14 protein-coding genes are annotated in these 17,479 nt (G+C 39.5%); all 14 read right to left on the minus strand.

All coding sequences use genetic code 11. From position 1 onward, the window contains the following. Positions 1-30: 30 nt before the first annotated feature. Positions 31-780, minus strand: a complete 750-nt coding sequence (locus B3E92_RS21305) for a YoaK family protein (RefSeq protein WP_286898213.1) — start codon at positions 778-780, stop codon at positions 31-33. After that, positions 764-1,264 (minus strand): hypothetical protein, encoded by a 501-nt coding sequence (locus B3E92_RS21310; protein WP_248932018.1) that lies wholly within the window; start codon positions 1,262-1,264, stop codon positions 764-766. The genes B3E92_RS21305 and B3E92_RS21310 overlap by 17 nt, the downstream gene beginning before the upstream one ends. Continuing rightward, on the minus strand, positions 1,251-1,769 hold the full coding sequence (locus B3E92_RS21315; protein ID WP_286898217.1) for a hypothetical protein: 519 nt from the start codon (positions 1,767-1,769) through the stop codon (positions 1,251-1,253). Before B3E92_RS21315 ends, B3E92_RS21310 begins: the two co-directional genes overlap by 14 nt. 129 nt (positions 1,770-1,898) lie before the next feature. Then, on the minus strand, positions 1,899-3,329 hold the full coding sequence (locus tag B3E92_RS21320) for a TolC family protein (protein ID WP_286898219.1): 1,431 nt from the start codon (positions 3,327-3,329) through the stop codon (positions 1,899-1,901). A 7-nt stretch (positions 3,330-3,336) separates the two neighbouring features. Further along, positions 3,337-4,698, minus strand: coding sequence for an HlyD family secretion protein (locus B3E92_RS21325; protein ID WP_112376063.1), 1,362 nt, complete (start codon positions 4,696-4,698; stop codon positions 3,337-3,339). Continuing rightward, entirely contained in the window at positions 4,688-5,689 is a 1,002-nt protein-coding gene (locus B3E92_RS21330; protein WP_286898220.1) for an ABC transporter transmembrane domain-containing protein, read from the minus strand. The genes B3E92_RS21325 and B3E92_RS21330 overlap by 11 nt, the downstream gene beginning before the upstream one ends. Before the next feature lie 68 nt (positions 5,690-5,757). Then, entirely contained in the window at positions 5,758-6,240 is a 483-nt protein-coding gene (locus B3E92_RS21335; protein WP_286768530.1) for a hypothetical protein, read from the minus strand. A gap of 124 nt (positions 6,241-6,364) precedes the next feature. After that, positions 6,365-7,723, minus strand: coding sequence for a HAMP domain-containing sensor histidine kinase (locus B3E92_RS21340; RefSeq protein WP_286898222.1), 1,359 nt, complete (start codon positions 7,721-7,723; stop codon positions 6,365-6,367). A gap of 10 nt (positions 7,724-7,733) precedes the next feature. After that, positions 7,734-8,498, minus strand: a complete 765-nt coding sequence (locus tag B3E92_RS21345; RefSeq protein WP_236560243.1) for a response regulator transcription factor — start codon at positions 8,496-8,498, stop codon at positions 7,734-7,736. A 125-nt stretch (positions 8,499-8,623) separates the two neighbouring features. Beyond that, positions 8,624-9,463: a glycine betaine ABC transporter substrate-binding protein gene (locus tag B3E92_RS21350; protein WP_286898224.1), complete on the minus strand. Its 840-nt coding sequence runs from the start codon at positions 9,461-9,463 to the stop codon at positions 8,624-8,626. A 1-nt stretch (position 9,464) separates the two neighbouring features. Next, positions 9,465-10,292 carry an ABC transporter permease gene (locus B3E92_RS21355; protein ID WP_286898227.1) on the minus strand — a complete coding sequence of 276 codons (828 nt, stop codon included), beginning with the start codon at positions 10,290-10,292 and terminating at the stop codon, positions 9,465-9,467. Positions 10,293-10,294: 2 nt separating this feature from the next. Then, complete coding sequence (locus tag B3E92_RS21360; protein WP_046675375.1) at positions 10,295-11,536, minus strand: quaternary amine ABC transporter ATP-binding protein; 1,242 nt, start codon at positions 11,534-11,536, stop codon at positions 10,295-10,297. 482 nt (positions 11,537-12,018) lie between these two features. Continuing rightward, on the minus strand, positions 12,019-13,761 hold the full coding sequence (locus B3E92_RS21365; protein ID WP_070567962.1) for a RagB/SusD family nutrient uptake outer membrane protein: 1,743 nt from the start codon (positions 13,759-13,761) through the stop codon (positions 12,019-12,021). A gap of 4 nt (positions 13,762-13,765) precedes the next feature. After that, positions 13,766-17,032 (minus strand): SusC/RagA family TonB-linked outer membrane protein, encoded by a 3,267-nt coding sequence (locus B3E92_RS21370; protein WP_286898229.1) that lies wholly within the window; start codon positions 17,030-17,032, stop codon positions 13,766-13,768. Positions 17,033-17,479: the final 447 nt, after the last annotated feature.

Consider the following 17,479-nt stretch of genomic DNA (forward strand, 5'->3'; position numbering starts at 1 on the left):
GCTTAGTTAACCAAGAACTTTCTCGGTCAACTAAGCTGCCACTGGCTGGCGATGACGATTCACAAATTGCTTTTTTAATAAATACAATTTGTAATGGTCGTACAAACCAATGATTAAAAGAACAAAACAAACCACGTAAAATGTCTTATTCGATAAATAGGTGAATGAAATACCGCTCACAAGCCCTCCCATGACATAGGCTCCCACGATACTCAGCAATAAATGGAATTTGTCGACCAACGCCTTATTGCTTCGGTTGGACTCCTTTGTGAACATCGAAATCAATATTGCTAAATCTGTCGTTAGTCCTGTCAAGTGTGTCGTTTTCACAACAGAATTCGATATGCTCGCTGTCAAACCATTTTGTAATCCCATTGCAAACAGCAACGCACCGACAAGTATCTCTGTTTCTTTCAAAGAATCTTCATAAAATACATCAAGATATATCCCGACAAATAATATACTCAGTATTTCCAATGCCAAGGGAATGGAATGTGTCAGATAGGAGCTAAAACGTCCTTTACCATGAATGATGATAAGATTCGAAAGCATACTCCCGACTAAAAAAAGTAAAATCCAAAAAAGCACCACAGCACCTTGATACCAATTTCCTTTCGCTAGCTCCTGCGCAAAGACAGCATAATATCCCGTAACATTAGAGGTAAACGAGAAAAAGACAATGACAGATGCGACATTGACCATTCCTGCAGAAAATGCAGTTATTCCCCCTAATTTGATATTATCTTGAATCGTCCTATGGTTACTATATTTTCTCAGCATACTTCTCTTTTCCTCCTTTCTTCAGCACAATACGTGCAATTCCTTTCGTCTGCATATCCAAATTGAGATGCAGCACCAATTGGTTTTTATTTAATTTCTGTATGACAAAGCTCTCTATAAGCTTATCATTTTTCCGAAGCTCAAGGATATGTCCTCGTCCTTTCAAAAACCAATTGTATTGTTTGTCCTCATGATGGGCGATAAAATTTTTGTCACCCATTTTTTCAAAATGCCATAACCCATCCTGCAAGGGTGGAAGGTGAGCGATTGCAGCATCTTTTATTCCCTCATGGATAACCGCCTGTTTTTTGAACGTTGGAGACTTCTCCACTTTCTCAAAGTACCAACCTTGCTCTTCCCACTCCCCTTCTAAAAGCCGCTCGGGGTTTTCATAAAACATAACCATCGAACTAGCTCCTAAAAGCAAAAAGGACAACAACACGAAGTTGAACCTTGCCAATATTTTTCTCTTAATAGTTAACATCCCATTTCTTGTTAAAAAATAAATCCGCTAAGACATTTCCCCCTGTTTTGCTTGTCCCAGGTCTCGCTACAATCGATACATTCTTCTGTTTACTTTTACTCAAGTGAAGCAAAGCCTGTCCGACGTCGAAAAAATGCCGTGTTCTTTTTTCAAATTCATAATCTGTGGGAACTTTGACTTCATCAATCCGAGCTCCGCGCAAATAATGTTGTAAATAATTGAGATTGTCAGAGCCGATGATATCGGTGTAGATATTTAGCTTACGGTTTTCATAACGATGACAGATCATCTGGCAGGCCTTCAAAAAGTCCTCCGATTGAAGATTACTGAGTTGGTCATCCAATGTGATTCCCAATAGTTCGCTGATCGATGTACTGCTCTTATTACCATAGACAAGAATGATATCAAGTGCTTCAGCTGTCGATTGCTCTATACTATGAATCACAAAAAAAAGTGAATCAATCGTAAAATCGCTTGGAATCAATACACGCATTGCCTTTGCCATATCCAATTATTTTTATACAAAATTAATAGGTCATCATGGCAACCGAATGAATCTGGAATTAACTTTCTATTAGAATTTTAGGACTTATATTAAAATGAGATTAAAAATAAAATGCAGATTAAAATGGGATTAAAATTTAGTTCCGGCTTTGTAATATAATTCCGCTAGTGCCTTTCTGTAGTCCGTAACAAGCTTCTCTTGCTTGATACGCATTTCGATCAGCTTATTTTCCCTACTATTAACAACAAACAAGGTGGATTCCCCCAGTTCAAACTTATTTAATTCACCCCTAAGAAGCAGTTCCTGATTACTTATATTGATCGATTGAAGTTCAATCTGTTTACTGTAAGCATTTAAATCATTATACTTTTTAACGACTTCATTGTAAATATTTCTCTCGGTCGCAACCTGTTCAAATCGTAGCTGATCTTGCTTAATCCGTACTTCTTTGAGCTTCCCGCGTTCGGCGCGAATAAAAAGTGGAAAAGCAAATTCAAAACCTACTTTATAATTCTGCCAATTAAAATCATACTGCGGTGGTACAAAGTCATTAAAACCGTGACGGCTAGAAATGAGCGTGCCTGACACATTAAATTTAGGTTTAAGCATTTCTTTTCGATAACGTTCCTCAAATAGAAGTTGTTGATTTTTACTCGCCAACTTGATCATTTCGGGATGAGCAATTTTCGCCGAATCAAGAAGGGCCTCGATCACACTATTATCTGGCAAAATAACAGGATCTTCGAGCTTAAGCGGTATGGCATGATCGGGAAGTTCTACCGGAAATTGTTGGTCATTCCACAGATGATTTGACAATACAATTTTCGCGTTTTTAAGTTCAACTTCATACTTTGAAAGTTCGATCCGTCGTTCTTTTACAACGACCGAAGCTTCGATGGAATCAATTACAGGTTTATCTCCCAGCATAGTCTGCTCACTGATTGCGCTAAACCGCTGATCCGCTAATTTAACGCCCTCTAATAAAAGTTGGTATTGCTGGTAAGCAAAATACCAGTTCCAATAATCTGAAAGTGCCTGAAACCAAATGGCATTAATTTGCTTGATCTTTTCGCCTTCCAGATAGCTGATCATCGCCTTTGCCTGCTGTAACGTATTCCTTCGGCTATCGACGATTAAACCTTGCCCCAAAGGAATACTTAAACCGATTGCAGAGAGCCCCGCATTATTCGTTCGGGATTGTGGGTTTGTATAATCCCCTACATTTCGATCATAAGCTATTTTCAGATCTGCTCCTGCTAACCAAAGTGGGATTTTCAACTCGCTATTCCACTCATTGTAATAATCCGTATGACCGAAATGCTTATTTTTAAAGCTCGAATTTAGTGTTGGATCAAACTTCCCTAACGCTTGTGTTACTTGGGCTTTTGCAGTTTCACTCAGTAGATTTACTTGTTTAACAATGGGATGATTGGCCATTAAAAGCTCTTCCATGTCATCAACTGTAAAAGTCTTCGGTGCTCCATATTCCTTTTCCTGAGCCAAAAGATGGGAATAGAAAAAAAAGCAGAACATGATAAAAATAAAATTCAATTTATTCATATAACAATTACTTTTTTTCACTTTCTTTTGGTTCTCGTTCCAAACTCGGGGGAAAACCATTCAACTGTCGCCATATCTCATACCACAAAGGTACTTTGTTTAAAATAACCCTTCCATAAGCACCTGAACCTTGGTTTAACTGGATTGGCCAAGGCTCGTCACCCTCAGGAACCGGATCGGTCGCGCGTATCAAAATCCTAAATCGACCATTCGTACTGCTCACTTTATCGATGACTGAAACTTTTCCGGCAAAGGTACCCACCGCGACAGAAGGCCATCCGGAAAATTGGATCGATGGCCAGCCATCAAATTGCAGCCTTACATCACTCTCCGGCTCAATCAATGGTACATCCATCGCGTTTACATAAAGCTCTACGGCCAGCAGTGGTTTTTTAGGTTGCAATGTCGCAACGGACTCCCCTTCCTTCATATTTTCACCGATTCCAGCTTTAAAGGTTTTTACAATAAAACCATCTTGTGGAGCTCTCACGACATATAATCCTCGTCGGACATCGATATTGGAGATCTCATTTCTCAGTTTAGCGATATCGCCCTGTACTGAGGCCTTGGAAGAAAAAGCGGAACTTAAATCAGACTGCGCTTTCGCTAATGACTCATTATACTTTGCACGGATGTTGTTTAATTCGATGCTCGCATTTGTTAGTGATTGTCTTGAATTTGATAATTTGTTATCCGCACTTACTACTTTAGCTCGATCATTTTGTAGATTTAAGCGTCTTGTCTCAATATCCGTTAACGAAAATAAGCCATCACGATACCCTTCTTCGTACCGTTTAAGCCGCTTTTCACTGGTCTCAAAAAAGCTCATAACAGCGACAAGTTCTGCACTATCTATTTTTACCACATTTTGTGCTTGAACCACCTTATTTTTAGCTGATGCAAGCTGAAAATCCAGCCCATTTTTCAATGCTTCAATCTGTGCTTGGGTAGCTTGCATCTTTTGATTAGCGGCATCTTCTCCACTCCTTTTGGCATGCAATTGTTCTTCTAATCTCACAGGTAGCATGGGATCAAAATAGGATTGTGCAGTCTCCGAAAGGACCAAAATTGTGTCACCTTTCTTCACTTCCTGCCCTTCGGTAACTGCCCAATACTCGATGCGGCCACCAATCTGATTTTGGATAGTCTGCGGTCTATCTTGTGGACGTAAAGCAGTAACCGTTCCTACTCCGAGAATTGTTTGCCGCCAGGGGAGAAAAAGTGCCAGTACAAAAACAATCCCAGATAACACAAGGATCCGCCCCAAAACTAAGGATCCCCGCTCTTTCAATAAGCTATCAACAGCATCATGAGAAAGATCTCTCCAAGAGAGCGTTGTCCGATTCGAATGATCCTTATTAATCAACATAAACCGCAGCGTCCTCCTCCAACGCAAGATCGGTTACAGCCGCCAGTTTGACAACTCCCGTAAGCATATCAAAAATCGTATTTAAGTTAGTCATCAGTTTTTCAATGGCATAACCAATTTGAACGATCACAACTTCAGCAGCTACAAATTGGCCAAAAGTCATTTGCCGCTCGACAACAAAATAGGATCCAAGCAAGAGCATCGCTCCAAACAACAGGGTCCGAAGCAGGACAGAACCTAGAAAAAAACGCTTTAAAACCTTAAAATGATCATTCCTCGCCGCTAAATATTTACTGACAATGGAATCTGTTGTTTTTGTCACTTCATTCATTTTCATCTCATCACGGCGATAATGGTCGATTTGTCCGGCAACAGCTTCCAAATAAGCTACCATTTCATATTTGTATTCAGACTCTTCAATACTTGTTTTCAAGCCTCTTTTATAATATAAAACAAGTATCGTAATGACAGAAAAAATGACAATAAGGCCAAAGGCCAAAAATGCGGGATGATAAAAAGATAATAAAACCACGCTGAAGAAAATTGTCACGACCGCGGCGATGATATCGATCAAAAGTTTGATAATTCCCTTTTGAATAATGATGACATCAAAAAATCGGTTGACCAACTCCACTAGGTTTTTTCCAAGTAACTCTTTAGGTTTAATTCTTGGCAGTCGATACGAAAATTCAATCGCTGATTTTAGAAAGATTTTCTGCTCCAAATACTCGACCAAGGTCAATTGTCCGATCAATAATACTCCACCCACGATCACGCCAAATAACACAAAAGCAATTAAGATATAGGTAGAGCTATACATCGCTCCATTGCTTAAAAAATTAAAGATTGCTGTTATCCCTATTGGAATAGTCAAACTAAAAATACCGATCACAATAGCGTAAATAAATATATAATTGATCGTTTTCCGTTCAGTATGTAATAGGCTTGCCAACCGCTGTAAGGGGGATGGTCCGCCTTGTATATGCCCCATAAAAATAGATAGAAGATAAGTTAGAAATGATAATTTCAGCTAAAACAATAGTAAAAAACTCCCAGCGATCATTCAACTAGTCCGGTTGCTCTGTTTCCGATACTTGATTGCTCTTTAAATATAATCGTAGAACAAATTTGGCCCTCAACCTTACGGAGTGCATTAGCGACATTAAAAAAATTGCGTGTTTTCTTTTTGTAGATATAATCTTGTGGTATTATGATCTCATTTACAGACTGGCCTCTAAGATAATGCTGCAAATAATGACTGTTATCGGTACCCAAGATATCTGCAAAAATACTGAGCCCACGGTTTTTATAGCGCTGATAGATTACGCTGCAGCCTTTTAAAAAAGAATCCGATTGAAGTGTCTCCAGTTGATCTTCCAATCCAATTCCGAGTAATTCACTCGCAGAAGTACTGCTTTTATTGCCATACACAAGGATAATATCGATAGAATCTGCCGTTGACTCTTCAATACTTTGACGCACAAAATGAAGGGAGTCAACTGTAAAATCACTGGGTATTAATATACGCGTTGTTTTAGCCATGCTTTTTTTTAGCAAAGTTAAAACGCACATATGGCAACGGAATGAATCTAAAATTAGCTTTCCATTAGAAAGCTCGCAACTGTATTAAAATGAGATTAGAAATGCCATCTAAATTAAAACTACATTAGAATCGAAGGTAAGTGGGTAGTTCAATTTCTACAGTGGTGCCTTCACTCACAACAGAATTGACTTTCAATGTCCCACCATGCAGCTTAATAATATTTCTAGCTAAGGGAAGTCCTATACCATAACCATCTATCCCACTCGTATTGGAAGCTCTAAAATAGGGATCGTAAATATGGTCCAATTCACGGGAAGGTATTCCGATACCTTTGTCTTTTATTAGAATAAAGACTTTATTGTCCAATGCACCCAAAGCAATGTATGCTGTTCTATCCGATGAATACTTACATGCATTGCTGATAATATTGGATAGCGCAAGTTGTAGCAAAATTGCATTTCCATTCACCTTAAGTCGCATACTATCATCTGGTAATAGACTGAAATCTGTAATAATCTTAAACTTGTCGTTGATGGCCTTAACTGTTAGTTCTGCATCCATCACAATCTGATCAATACGAACGGGGCTAAATGCAGTCGCATTATTCACAAAACCTGTACGCGCCAGCAATAAAAGTGCTTTTGTTTTCTTTTCCAAATGCTCTGCCGACTCAATGATCTTAAATAATGTTCGTTGGTACTCCTCCGTTGTGCGTTCTTTGGATAAAGCAAGATCTGCCTGTCCTATGATGGATGTCAATGGCGTATTCAGTTCATGTGATGCATTGCTGATAAAGTTCTTTTGTGTTTCGAAAGAGGTTTCCAAGCGCGTCAACATCCGATTAAAGGTGAGTGCCAGACCATGAAGCTCCCCTTTATATTTATCCTCATCCAATCGTTTATAGAGATTTTCAGAACCAATCTCCTGCACCTCTTTCATCATGGTCAATATGGGCTTTAAAAACGAGCGCTTCATAAAAACCGAAACAACGAATATAAAGAGAATTCCCAAAATCAGACTTATAATAAGGAGATTACGAAGATAGGCCAAATGGTGTGTATAAAAGTAATTTTCAGCAGAAGCGCCCACGATATACTTTCGACCATTTTGCGAGAAATATTTGGTTGAATAGAATTGATTGCCCGACTTGAAATTTGAGCTTCCCTTTTTATTGATTTTATCCCAAAGTTCTTTATGGAATCCCTGGCTTCTTACAATAGCACCATTGCTATCAAATTCCACCAAAAATTCATGCTGATTATTGAGATTTTCAATAAAATCAAGGCTCCACTGATCAGTTTGGGAGGCAGATTTACTATTCAGAAATTTCTCTGCAGCAATATTTCGCCGCAGGTCCAGCCGCTTATAAAAATCTGTAAAAGCAAAATTCGTAATGGAATAAAAAATAAAGCCAACAAAACAACTCACATAAATGACTAGAATTGCAATGAGATAAGTAAGCTTTCGGTTATAATTGTGCATGTTTAAATATTCAGTCTTCTATTTTTAAAACATATCCCATACCAATAACCGTATGGATCGCTTTTTTGCTCGTTACTTTTTCAATCTTTTTTCTCAGATAATTCACATAAACATCGACAACATTTGATCCGATATCGAAATTTATACCCCATATTTTGTCCAAAAGCTCCGTGCGCTCAAATACCTTTTTGGGGCTCTGAATAAACAACAAAAGCAAACGATACTCGGTACTTGTCAAATTGAGTTCCTGCCCGTCACAATAGGCTATTTTTTTATAATCATCGATACGCAGAAAACCATAACTAAATGTGTCTTTCGAAGGTAGCAATTCACGTTGCGTTGCCTGTACGATAGACTGTTGTCTACGGATCAATGAACGTATCCGAGCCTTCAATTCAATGAGCTTAAAGGGTTTGGAAAGATAATCATCAGCACCATTATCGAGTCCGAGCACCACATTCTCTGGAGTTCCAAGTGCAGTCAGCATCATAACAGGTAAATCTGTATAGCCCCACTGCCTGATCTGCTTACAAATATCCAGTCCATTAGTTCCTGGCAAAAGAATGTCCAGTAGCACAAGGGAGACATCTTGCTTCGCCAAGAGCTGTTCCAGACCTTCCGAACGCCCCAGATGAATAACCCTATAACCATCTTCGCCTAAGCCTTGTACGATCAAATCGGCAACATCCTGCTCATCTTCAACCAAAATAATTTTTTGCTCCTCCATATTCGTCATGATGTGTAGTTCGCAGTAAGGAACTACGATCCAAACCATAAAAATAACGTTTTGACTCAAGAGACACAAATCCCATTTTTGCCAAAATCCACACGAAAAGAATCTTGCGCTATTTTGCAAAAGCAAAAGCGCTGCGTTCATCGATAACTATGAATTGCCGCAGTTTACTCTAACCAGTCCTTTACGAGATCGTTATGTTTCTTGATCCATTCTTTTGCCGCATCTGTTTTGTTTTGGCTTCCTTGCATTTGTGATAACAAATCAGCCATTGTCGATTCATCAAAGTAGACTTTGGAAAAAAATTGGGCAAGCTCCGGTTGCTCCATGCGAAAGTCTCCTCGTGCAAAAATTTTGATTTGCTCGGCATCACCCAATGTCTTTTTAGGATCCTCCAAAAACTTCAATTTCATTTTAGCAAACATCCAATGTGGTTGCCAGCCAGCTACCACAATCCATCGTTTTGCTTTAATCGCGTTTTGCAATTCCGTAATCATGGCAACCGTAGATGAATTCACATGTTTATAATCGAGTTCATATTCTTTGATCACTTGATCTACAGCACGTGTTATTCCAGCACCCTTTTCTATACCGATAATCCTTTTATCAAATTCTCGTTCATGTTTTCTCAACTCTTCAATCCGATCAATTGTTACATAATCTGGCACAACAAGTCCATTCCGCGCATGGCTATAACTCGTTCCGAGCTCTTCAATATTTGGAAATTTAGCCACTTTAGTTCCATGAGTCAATGGCAGCCAGACATCCATATATAGATCTGTGTCGCCATTGTTCATAGAGGCTAAGATCATATCGGGCGTAGCTCGTTGGATAACGACATGATATCCCTTTTCTTCCATAATAACTTTTGCGACCTCTGTCATTGCGACCCCTTCGGCCCAGCCATCGACCATACCGATATGAATAATATTTTTATTCCGACCTGTGCTGCATGACGCAAGCAACAACACCATCAGACACAATACCATACTTTTTATTTTCCTCATACTATGCTTTCTTTTTTACAAAGCCCTGCGTGATTCGATCCAAAATAATAGCGAGAATCACAACGGACAAACCACTTTCAAAACCAAGACCAATATCCAAGTTATTAATACCCTCAAGCACTTTTTCTCCCAAGCCACCAGCAGCAATCATTCCGGCAATAACAACCATAGATAAAGACAGTAATATGGTCTGATTGATCCCTGCTAAGATTGTTTTTGTAGCCAAGGGCAGTTCTACTTTAAATAAGATCTGACTATTGGTCGCGCCAAATGAACGTGCAGCTTCAACGATATCTTTTGGAACCGCATCAATCCCTAAAGTCGTCAAACGGACGGCAGGTGGCATAGCGAAAATAATGGTAGCAAAAGCTCCCGGGACTTTACCGATACTAAAAAATAACACCGCTGGAATCAAGTAAACAAAGGCAGGCATCGTCTGCATTAAATCAAGTAAGGGCCGAATGATTTTCGCTGTTAGTTTATTCTTCGCGGCCCACACACCCAAAGGAACTGATATAACCAAGGCTGTCAAGGTAGCGACCAATACCAGCGCCAAAGTCTCCATCGTTGCAATCCAAAATCCCATCAGATAGATCAATGTTAATCCCAACAATGTCGTCAGTGCGACCCCTTTCCCAGATTTCCACCAGGCTAATGCTGTAAATAATGCGATGATAATAAAAAAAGGTATCGTTGTTAACACCCATTCCAGTCCAATAATGGATGCATTCCCTGTATTTTTTATCAGGTTAAAAAATGGCTCTAAATGATCTGTCAGCCAATTGACGGCTACAGCGATGTATTGTCCTATATCGATTACTTTATTCATTTCTACTGATTATTTGCTTTCTCTTTTAATTCAATAATTTCTTCTTCATTATACTTTGTCGCTTCGATAATCAACGATGTCTGTGTTACGATCCCCAACAAACGATTATGTTCATTCACCACAGCGATTGGCGACCGGATCTCCGATATCAGGGGCAACATTTCTTCAACGGTCACCTCTTTTGATACGGTTGGAACGTTGGCATGTATAATGGATTCTACGGTGGGTTCCCTACGCTTTGCCGATTGAATGACTTCACTCATATGAACAAAACCAAGGAAAGTATCATGCGCATCGACTACGGGGAGAATTTCAATTCCTGTCGCCCGCATTTTCCGCAGCGCCCCCTCAGGGCCATCTTTTTTGAAACGTACAACAGTAGGTTTCTCAAACATCAGTGAACCTGCCGAAATGATCGACTTGCGATCCACTTTTTCAACAAAGGCTTTAACATACTCACTTGCTGGATTTGTCAAGATATCTTCCGCAGTACCGATCTGTTCGATGACACCATCTTTCATAATAGCAATACGATCGCCCAATTTGATCGCTTCATCGAGATCATGGGTAATAAATACGATTGTTTTTTGTAGATTATCCTGCAACTCCAGTAACTGATCTTGCATTTCTGTTTTAATCAGGGGATCCAGAGCTGAAAATGCCTCATCCATCAGTAGTACTTCAGGATCATTTGCAAGTGCCCGAGCCAGTCCAACCCGCTGTTGCATACCACCCGATAACTGAGAAGGTAGCTGTTGTTCAAATCCACTGAGCCCGACGACATCAAGCGCTTGCTGCGCTTTAGATTCCCGTTTGTCCCGTTCTTCCCCTCGTAGTTCTAAACCGAAAGCAGCATTGCTCAACACGGTATGATGTGGCAACAGACCAAACTTTTGAAAGACCATACTCATTTCTGTTCGACGGACTTCAAGAAGATCTTTATTATTTTTCCCTGTTATATCCTCACCATTGATATAAACCTTTCCTGATGTCGGTTCGTTCAATCGATTCAGACAACGGAGCAGGGTAGATTTCCCACTTCCCGAAAGCCCCATTATAACGAAAAATTCCCCCTCGAAGATTTCAAAATTAGCTTTGTTAATCCCAATAGTACAGCCCGTTTTCGCTAAAATATCCTTCTTCGAGAAACCCTCGTTCAGTAAGTGCAGAGCTTGTTTCTTTTGCTTTCCAAAAACAAGTACCAAGTCTTCAACTTTTACTTTTACCTTGCTTGTTTTATCCATTCTTTAATTTTTTTAAACATAAATAAACCAAAAGGGCATAAGTGATCCACTAAGGCCATACGCCTACGCTATTTTCTTACAAATAAAAAATATCCCTACAGTTGAGTCCGTTTGATCGAAATCTTACTCGTACAGTTCAATCAACTTATTAACTAACATACTTTACTCTCGGTTCGGTAAGAGCAATGATGAAAAAGAAACTAATCTTTTAAAGACGAAATGCTCCATTTATAAAGCATCTCCAAAATATACTTCAACAAGTATAACGAACAACCTAGGCTGTGCCAAAGGCACAAAGCCATAGCGGAATAAACTCACGCCATTCTGTCTTTTGACGATACAAAGGTACGAAAAATAAATTAAACGCATTTTTCACAACATATATAGTTAAAATACAGCTAGTTAAAAAAAACATATCGTAATATTAAAAATACGATCAGCGGGAGAAGCACTCGACCACTGATCGCATTTTTTAAGGTGTATTATTCTCCCCAGTTTGGATTTTGGGTAAGGTTAGGATTTAATTGTCGTTCTTGGACAGGAATTGGATATAAATAGTCTTTCTTTTCATCGAAAACTTTTTTGATATGCGCATTAATAATCACATTTCCTTTATTCCCATTTTCCAATAAGATTTCCGAGCCCAATTTCAATAGCTGAATTCCCGAGGCACTCGGCTTGTCACCTTCATAAATCCAAACGTCATCTTTACCATCATTATCTAAATCAAACTTGCCTGTACCCGGAAAATACATCCCTTTAAATTGTCTCGTGACCAACTGGCCGCTTTTCCATCTTAAGATATCATCCCAACGGAAAGATTCCATCACCAATTCAATACGGCGTTCTCTTCTTATTTCCAATAGTACCCCCTTCATATCACCAACTACATTCGGATAGTCTTTCGCTAAAAATGCATCTGGATTTGATTTAGCCGCCTGCAGATTTAGATTTGGCATGCCTACACGATCGCGCAACAACTTAATTGATTTGTCCAAATCGGCCTGGCTCAATGTGCCTAACTCTGCTTTCGCTTCAGCATAATTTAATAAAACCTCGGCATACCTAAAAATCGGCATATCATTTTCAGAACGATTGAAGTTATCATACTTTACATCTCCCACAAATTTGATCAATTGATATCCCGTCACTGAATTCCCAAAGTTCGGAGCAACAGCAGCGGCACCTCCAATACGCTTATAGCCCGGCGTACGAATCGTCTGGCTTAGACGTGGATCGCGATTTAGGACCTCCTCCTTAAACGTCATTGTTTGGTAATTTGATTTATCGGTAAATCTCGTTCCATCTTTCATCAGGTAAGAATCCACCAAATTTTTATCCAATCCGGGTTTTCCGTAGGAAGCTGTAATCGTATAATAATTTACATTGTGCCAGATTTGCAAAGCATCCGAGAATTTCCGCGCTAAAATAACCTCTTGTGGCAAACTATTAACACTATAAAACAATGCACCATAAGAGTCTGTTCCCGCGGCATTGTATACGCTGTATTGCGCTCCCTCCATAAGCTTGCTGGCTGCATCGGCCGCCTTCTCCAACAGGCCGTTTGCATCGGGTAAATTAAATTCTGTATGATATTTACGAAATGTTCCTTCAAAAAGTGCGACCCGGGACTTTAAGGCCAATGCAGTCCATTTGGTCACTTTTTCATCACTTTTGGTAGCCGGTAGATTGGCAATCGCATAGTCCAGATCAGCGAGAATGTTTGATACAACCAAAGTTCTCGGATCCCTCGCCTTCTTAAGTTGTTCTTCGTCATTTTGATCAATGACCTTGTCATACCAGGGCACATCTCCAAAACGTTTCAGTTTATCGAAATAAAAATATGCCCTAAAAAAGCGCGCCTCGGCAGCATAGGGCGCAGCAGTCGTTTCTGAAACTGTATTAAAGCAATTCGCCAAAAAGTAATTGATATTACGAAGATTTGCCCAAGTCCATCCACCGCCACTTATCGGAACCTGTCTTTTTCCGGTCAATTCATCATCCAATGTTGTCTTAACGATATTATCGACCGATTCGTTATAAACTCCTTCGGCCGAAGGTAGTGCGGCATCATAAAATGACTTTGTAAATAACGCCAAATCCTTTTCTGTTTTAAAGGAAGCCTCAGGAGTAACTGACGATTCAGGCAAACGTTCCAAATAATCTTTGCTACAAGCCATCATGCCACAGCTCAACAATGCATATATATATACTATCTTTTTCATACTATTAAAATGTTAAATCTAGACCAAATGAAAATGTTTTAGAGATTGGATATGATCTTCCGTTGACCTCTTGAGCCGACTGTTCGGGATCAATATATTTGGAACGGAGCTTAGTCGCAGTCCAAATATTTTCACCAGACACATAAATCCGCGCATTGGCCAATTTCACGTGCTTTAGCCAGGCCTGAGGAACCGTATAGCCTACGGTTAGATTTTTTAGTCGTATATAGGCCAAATCCTGTAAGTAACGATCCGATTTGACGTTCAAAGATCCACGATCATTCAAGGCAATATAGCCTCTTAACAATGGATAATAGGCATCTGTATTTTCAGGCGTCCAAATATCCTGTTCAAAATCCTTCGGCACAAACGAATAGTACGGTCTTGAGTATGGTCCCCAAAACTTATCTGCATTTGCTCCAGGCCACCAATGTTGTCGACCTATCCCCTGAAAGAAGGCCGAAATATCGAATCCTTGCCAATTTGCCCCCAAATTAAAACCAAATGTATAACGGGCTCTGTTGTTCCCAATGATCACTTGATCCCCAGGGTTCATCAATGTATTGTCTCCAGCATCAACCTTTCCATCCGGAACGCCATCCTTTCCACCAATATCAACAAATTTCAAATCTCCAGGATGAAGCTTGGACCAGTCTCCCGGTGCTGCCAATCGTTGTTTATCCACATAATCCTGGTTAACTTTCCAATTGTCGATTTCCGCCTGAGACTGAAAAAAACCATCAGCCTTATACCCCCAAATTTCGCCCAAAGTCTGGCCGACATAATAGTTACTTAGCAGCATTTCCTTATTGTCAAAACGTGTGATCTTCGCTTTAGAATCCGACAATCCCAACCCAATATTATAGCCAAAAGATTTTCCATCCAAGTCAAATTGATCACGCCAAGCCACAGAAACCTCCCAGCCTTTATTTCTTAGGTCTCCAGCGTTTGTCCGAGGCGACGCCGAACCAAAAACCGCTGGCAATGTTTTGCCCGGGATCAACATATCGAGCGTATTTCGAATAAAATAGTCAGCAGATACACTCAATCGAGTTCTAAAAAATTCGAGATCTGTTCCGAAATTTAATGTATTCGTTCTCTCCCAGGTTAAATCAGCCGAAATTGGAGTTGGTGCACTCAGATATTGTGTTTTTGTACCATTGGTTATGTAATTGGACAATCCCGCATTCAACAATTGGATGTAACCATACTCAGTAGCTTCCTGTGCGTTACCCAACGCCCCATAGGAGACTCTAAATTTAGCTTCATTTAAAACTGGTTTCAGATTAGCCATAAACGACTCTTCCGAAATCCGCCATCCGCCCGAGAAAGAGGGAAAAAAACCATATCGCTGACTGGATGGAAATTTAGACGTTCCATCGTAGCGACCATTCACCTCCAACAGGTACTTCCCTTTATAATTGTAATTCAACCTTCCAAAATAGCCTCGTAATGCCCAGGTATTTGCATTCCCGAGTAACTGCATTTGACCAGTCCCCAGCGCAAAATCATTCAAATCCTCCGACAGCAAATTAGTATGCGTACCGCCGATTCGTTTGTATCCTGTGGTTTCCTGGTTAAAGCCTACCGTGGCGGCAAACTGATGATCTCCAAATTGCTTGCTATAATTGGCGAATAGGTTGAGTGAATGTTTTGGCCTATTGATGATCGTTTCGGTATAGGTATCATTTCCCAAGTAATTGATCACACCAGGAAAAACAGACCAAGGAGCGGCCGTTCTTCTATTCCAGTTATGGATCGGATTATAAGTAAAGGTATAATTACCCGTTAAGGTCAAGTTTGGCGCCAACTGAAATACAGTCTCAAACATATTGATAAACTCATATTTATCCTCGCCACCTTTTGACTTTCCATGCAACAAATCTGCATATATACCATCGCCAATATTATAATTGTTCAGTTCCGTCCTATAGGTTGCGGTACCATCGGGATTCATGGGCACATAAGATGGTAAAGCGTGTACCGTTGTTGAAATAAAATTATTGTTATTATCTGGACTTGTCGCCCATCCTGGATAGGTGTAGTTTTGGTAATTCAGCTGGGTATTTGCACTTACCTTCAACCAAGGGGTAACCTGCGCATTTATGCGCGATCGAACATTATAAGCATCGAATTTATCTTGGTTAATTTTCATTAGCCCCCCTTTTTCATAAAGTCGCCCCGACACATAGTAATCAATTTTTTCACTACCGCCAGAGAAATTTAACGAATGTTCCATTGAGGTCTGTGTTTTTCGATACATCTCATTCCACCAATCTGTATTGCCATAATATACATATTGATCTTTTCCATTTCTATTCTGAACCACTACGGAAGGCAGACTAGGATCTGTTTTTCGTTTCAATAGTTCAGCATAGTCATCTTCTGTATATCCCGTATAACTATTACCGGTGGCACGAATAAAAGCTTCATCATTTAGTTTAGCAGCATCATAACCGCTCGTCATAAAATCTGTCCGCACCGTCAGTCCAGACCAACCAAAATTATTACTATAATTAATGTTCATTTTTCCGGCCTTTCCTTTTTTAGTTGTTACGAGCATAACACCAAATGCCCCACGAGCGCCATAAATCGCTGCCGCAGAAGCGTCTTTTAAAACCGATATCGATTCAATATCACGCGGATTGATTGTATTGATATTACCCGGAACCCCATCAATGAGAATAAGGGGTTGTGCATTAGCTGAGTTTATCGAAGCAAAACCCCGGATATTAACATTTCCTTCCCCTCCTGGCCTACCATTGGTAAATGTAATATTCAAATTTGGTATTGCTCCCTGCAAAGCTTGAGTTGCATTGGCAACTGGGCGATTTTCAAGTATCTTCGCATCAATCTGTGTAACAGCACCTGTTAAGTTTACCTTTTTTTGCTTACCATACCCGACAACAATTACTTCATCAAGGGATTGATCTGTCGAAACTAACTGAATGGTTAAAGGTATTGCCTCTACTTTTACGTGCTGTGTTTCAAAACCGATCATCGACAAGCGCAATGTATGCCCAGTTTTCCCTTCGATGACAAAAGCACCTTCTTGGTCAGTTTGCGTAGTTTTGCCAGTAGTTGAATTAAAAATTGACACACCCGAGATAGGTTCACCGGTTGCTGTTTTTACAATGCCTCGAATAGGCCCCTGAAATTTGGCGGAAATTTCAACATCCGGAATAGATGTCAGAAAGACAGGTTTGCTCTTGGCCCACGCGCCGAGAGACATCCCGATCATTACAGGAAGTAATACGTGTTTCGTTTTCATGAATTTGGTTTTGTTTTTCTTCGGTTACAAAGAAAGGTTATTTAATATTTGTAAATTATTAACAAAGCATTACTAAACAATTAAACGACAATTGGTTAAATCAATATTAAGATAATACAATTTTAACACGAAACAGAATGTCTTTTTTAATTTTTTAATAAAACAAAGAACCAATCAGTTTGACATAATGAATCAAAACACTATCAATCAACATGTTAAATAATATTAAACAAATAATATTCACAAAAACCTTATACGAAATAAAATGTAACATATTTGAAACAATACAATACAAAAAACAACAAAGCGAGGGATCACTTATTTCACAAAACACTTAAACAATTAGGTTAATTATTTTCTTCGTTTTAACGTAAAACTTCGTCATAAAAAATCCTTTATCCAATACATTTGTTTTCTATCGGTCTTAGTCAGGGCGAAAACATACAA

The organism is Sphingobacterium sp. UBA6317 (assembly GCF_002440385.1).
Classification (GTDB): Bacteria; Bacteroidota; Bacteroidia; order Sphingobacteriales; family Sphingobacteriaceae; genus Sphingobacterium; species Sphingobacterium multivorum.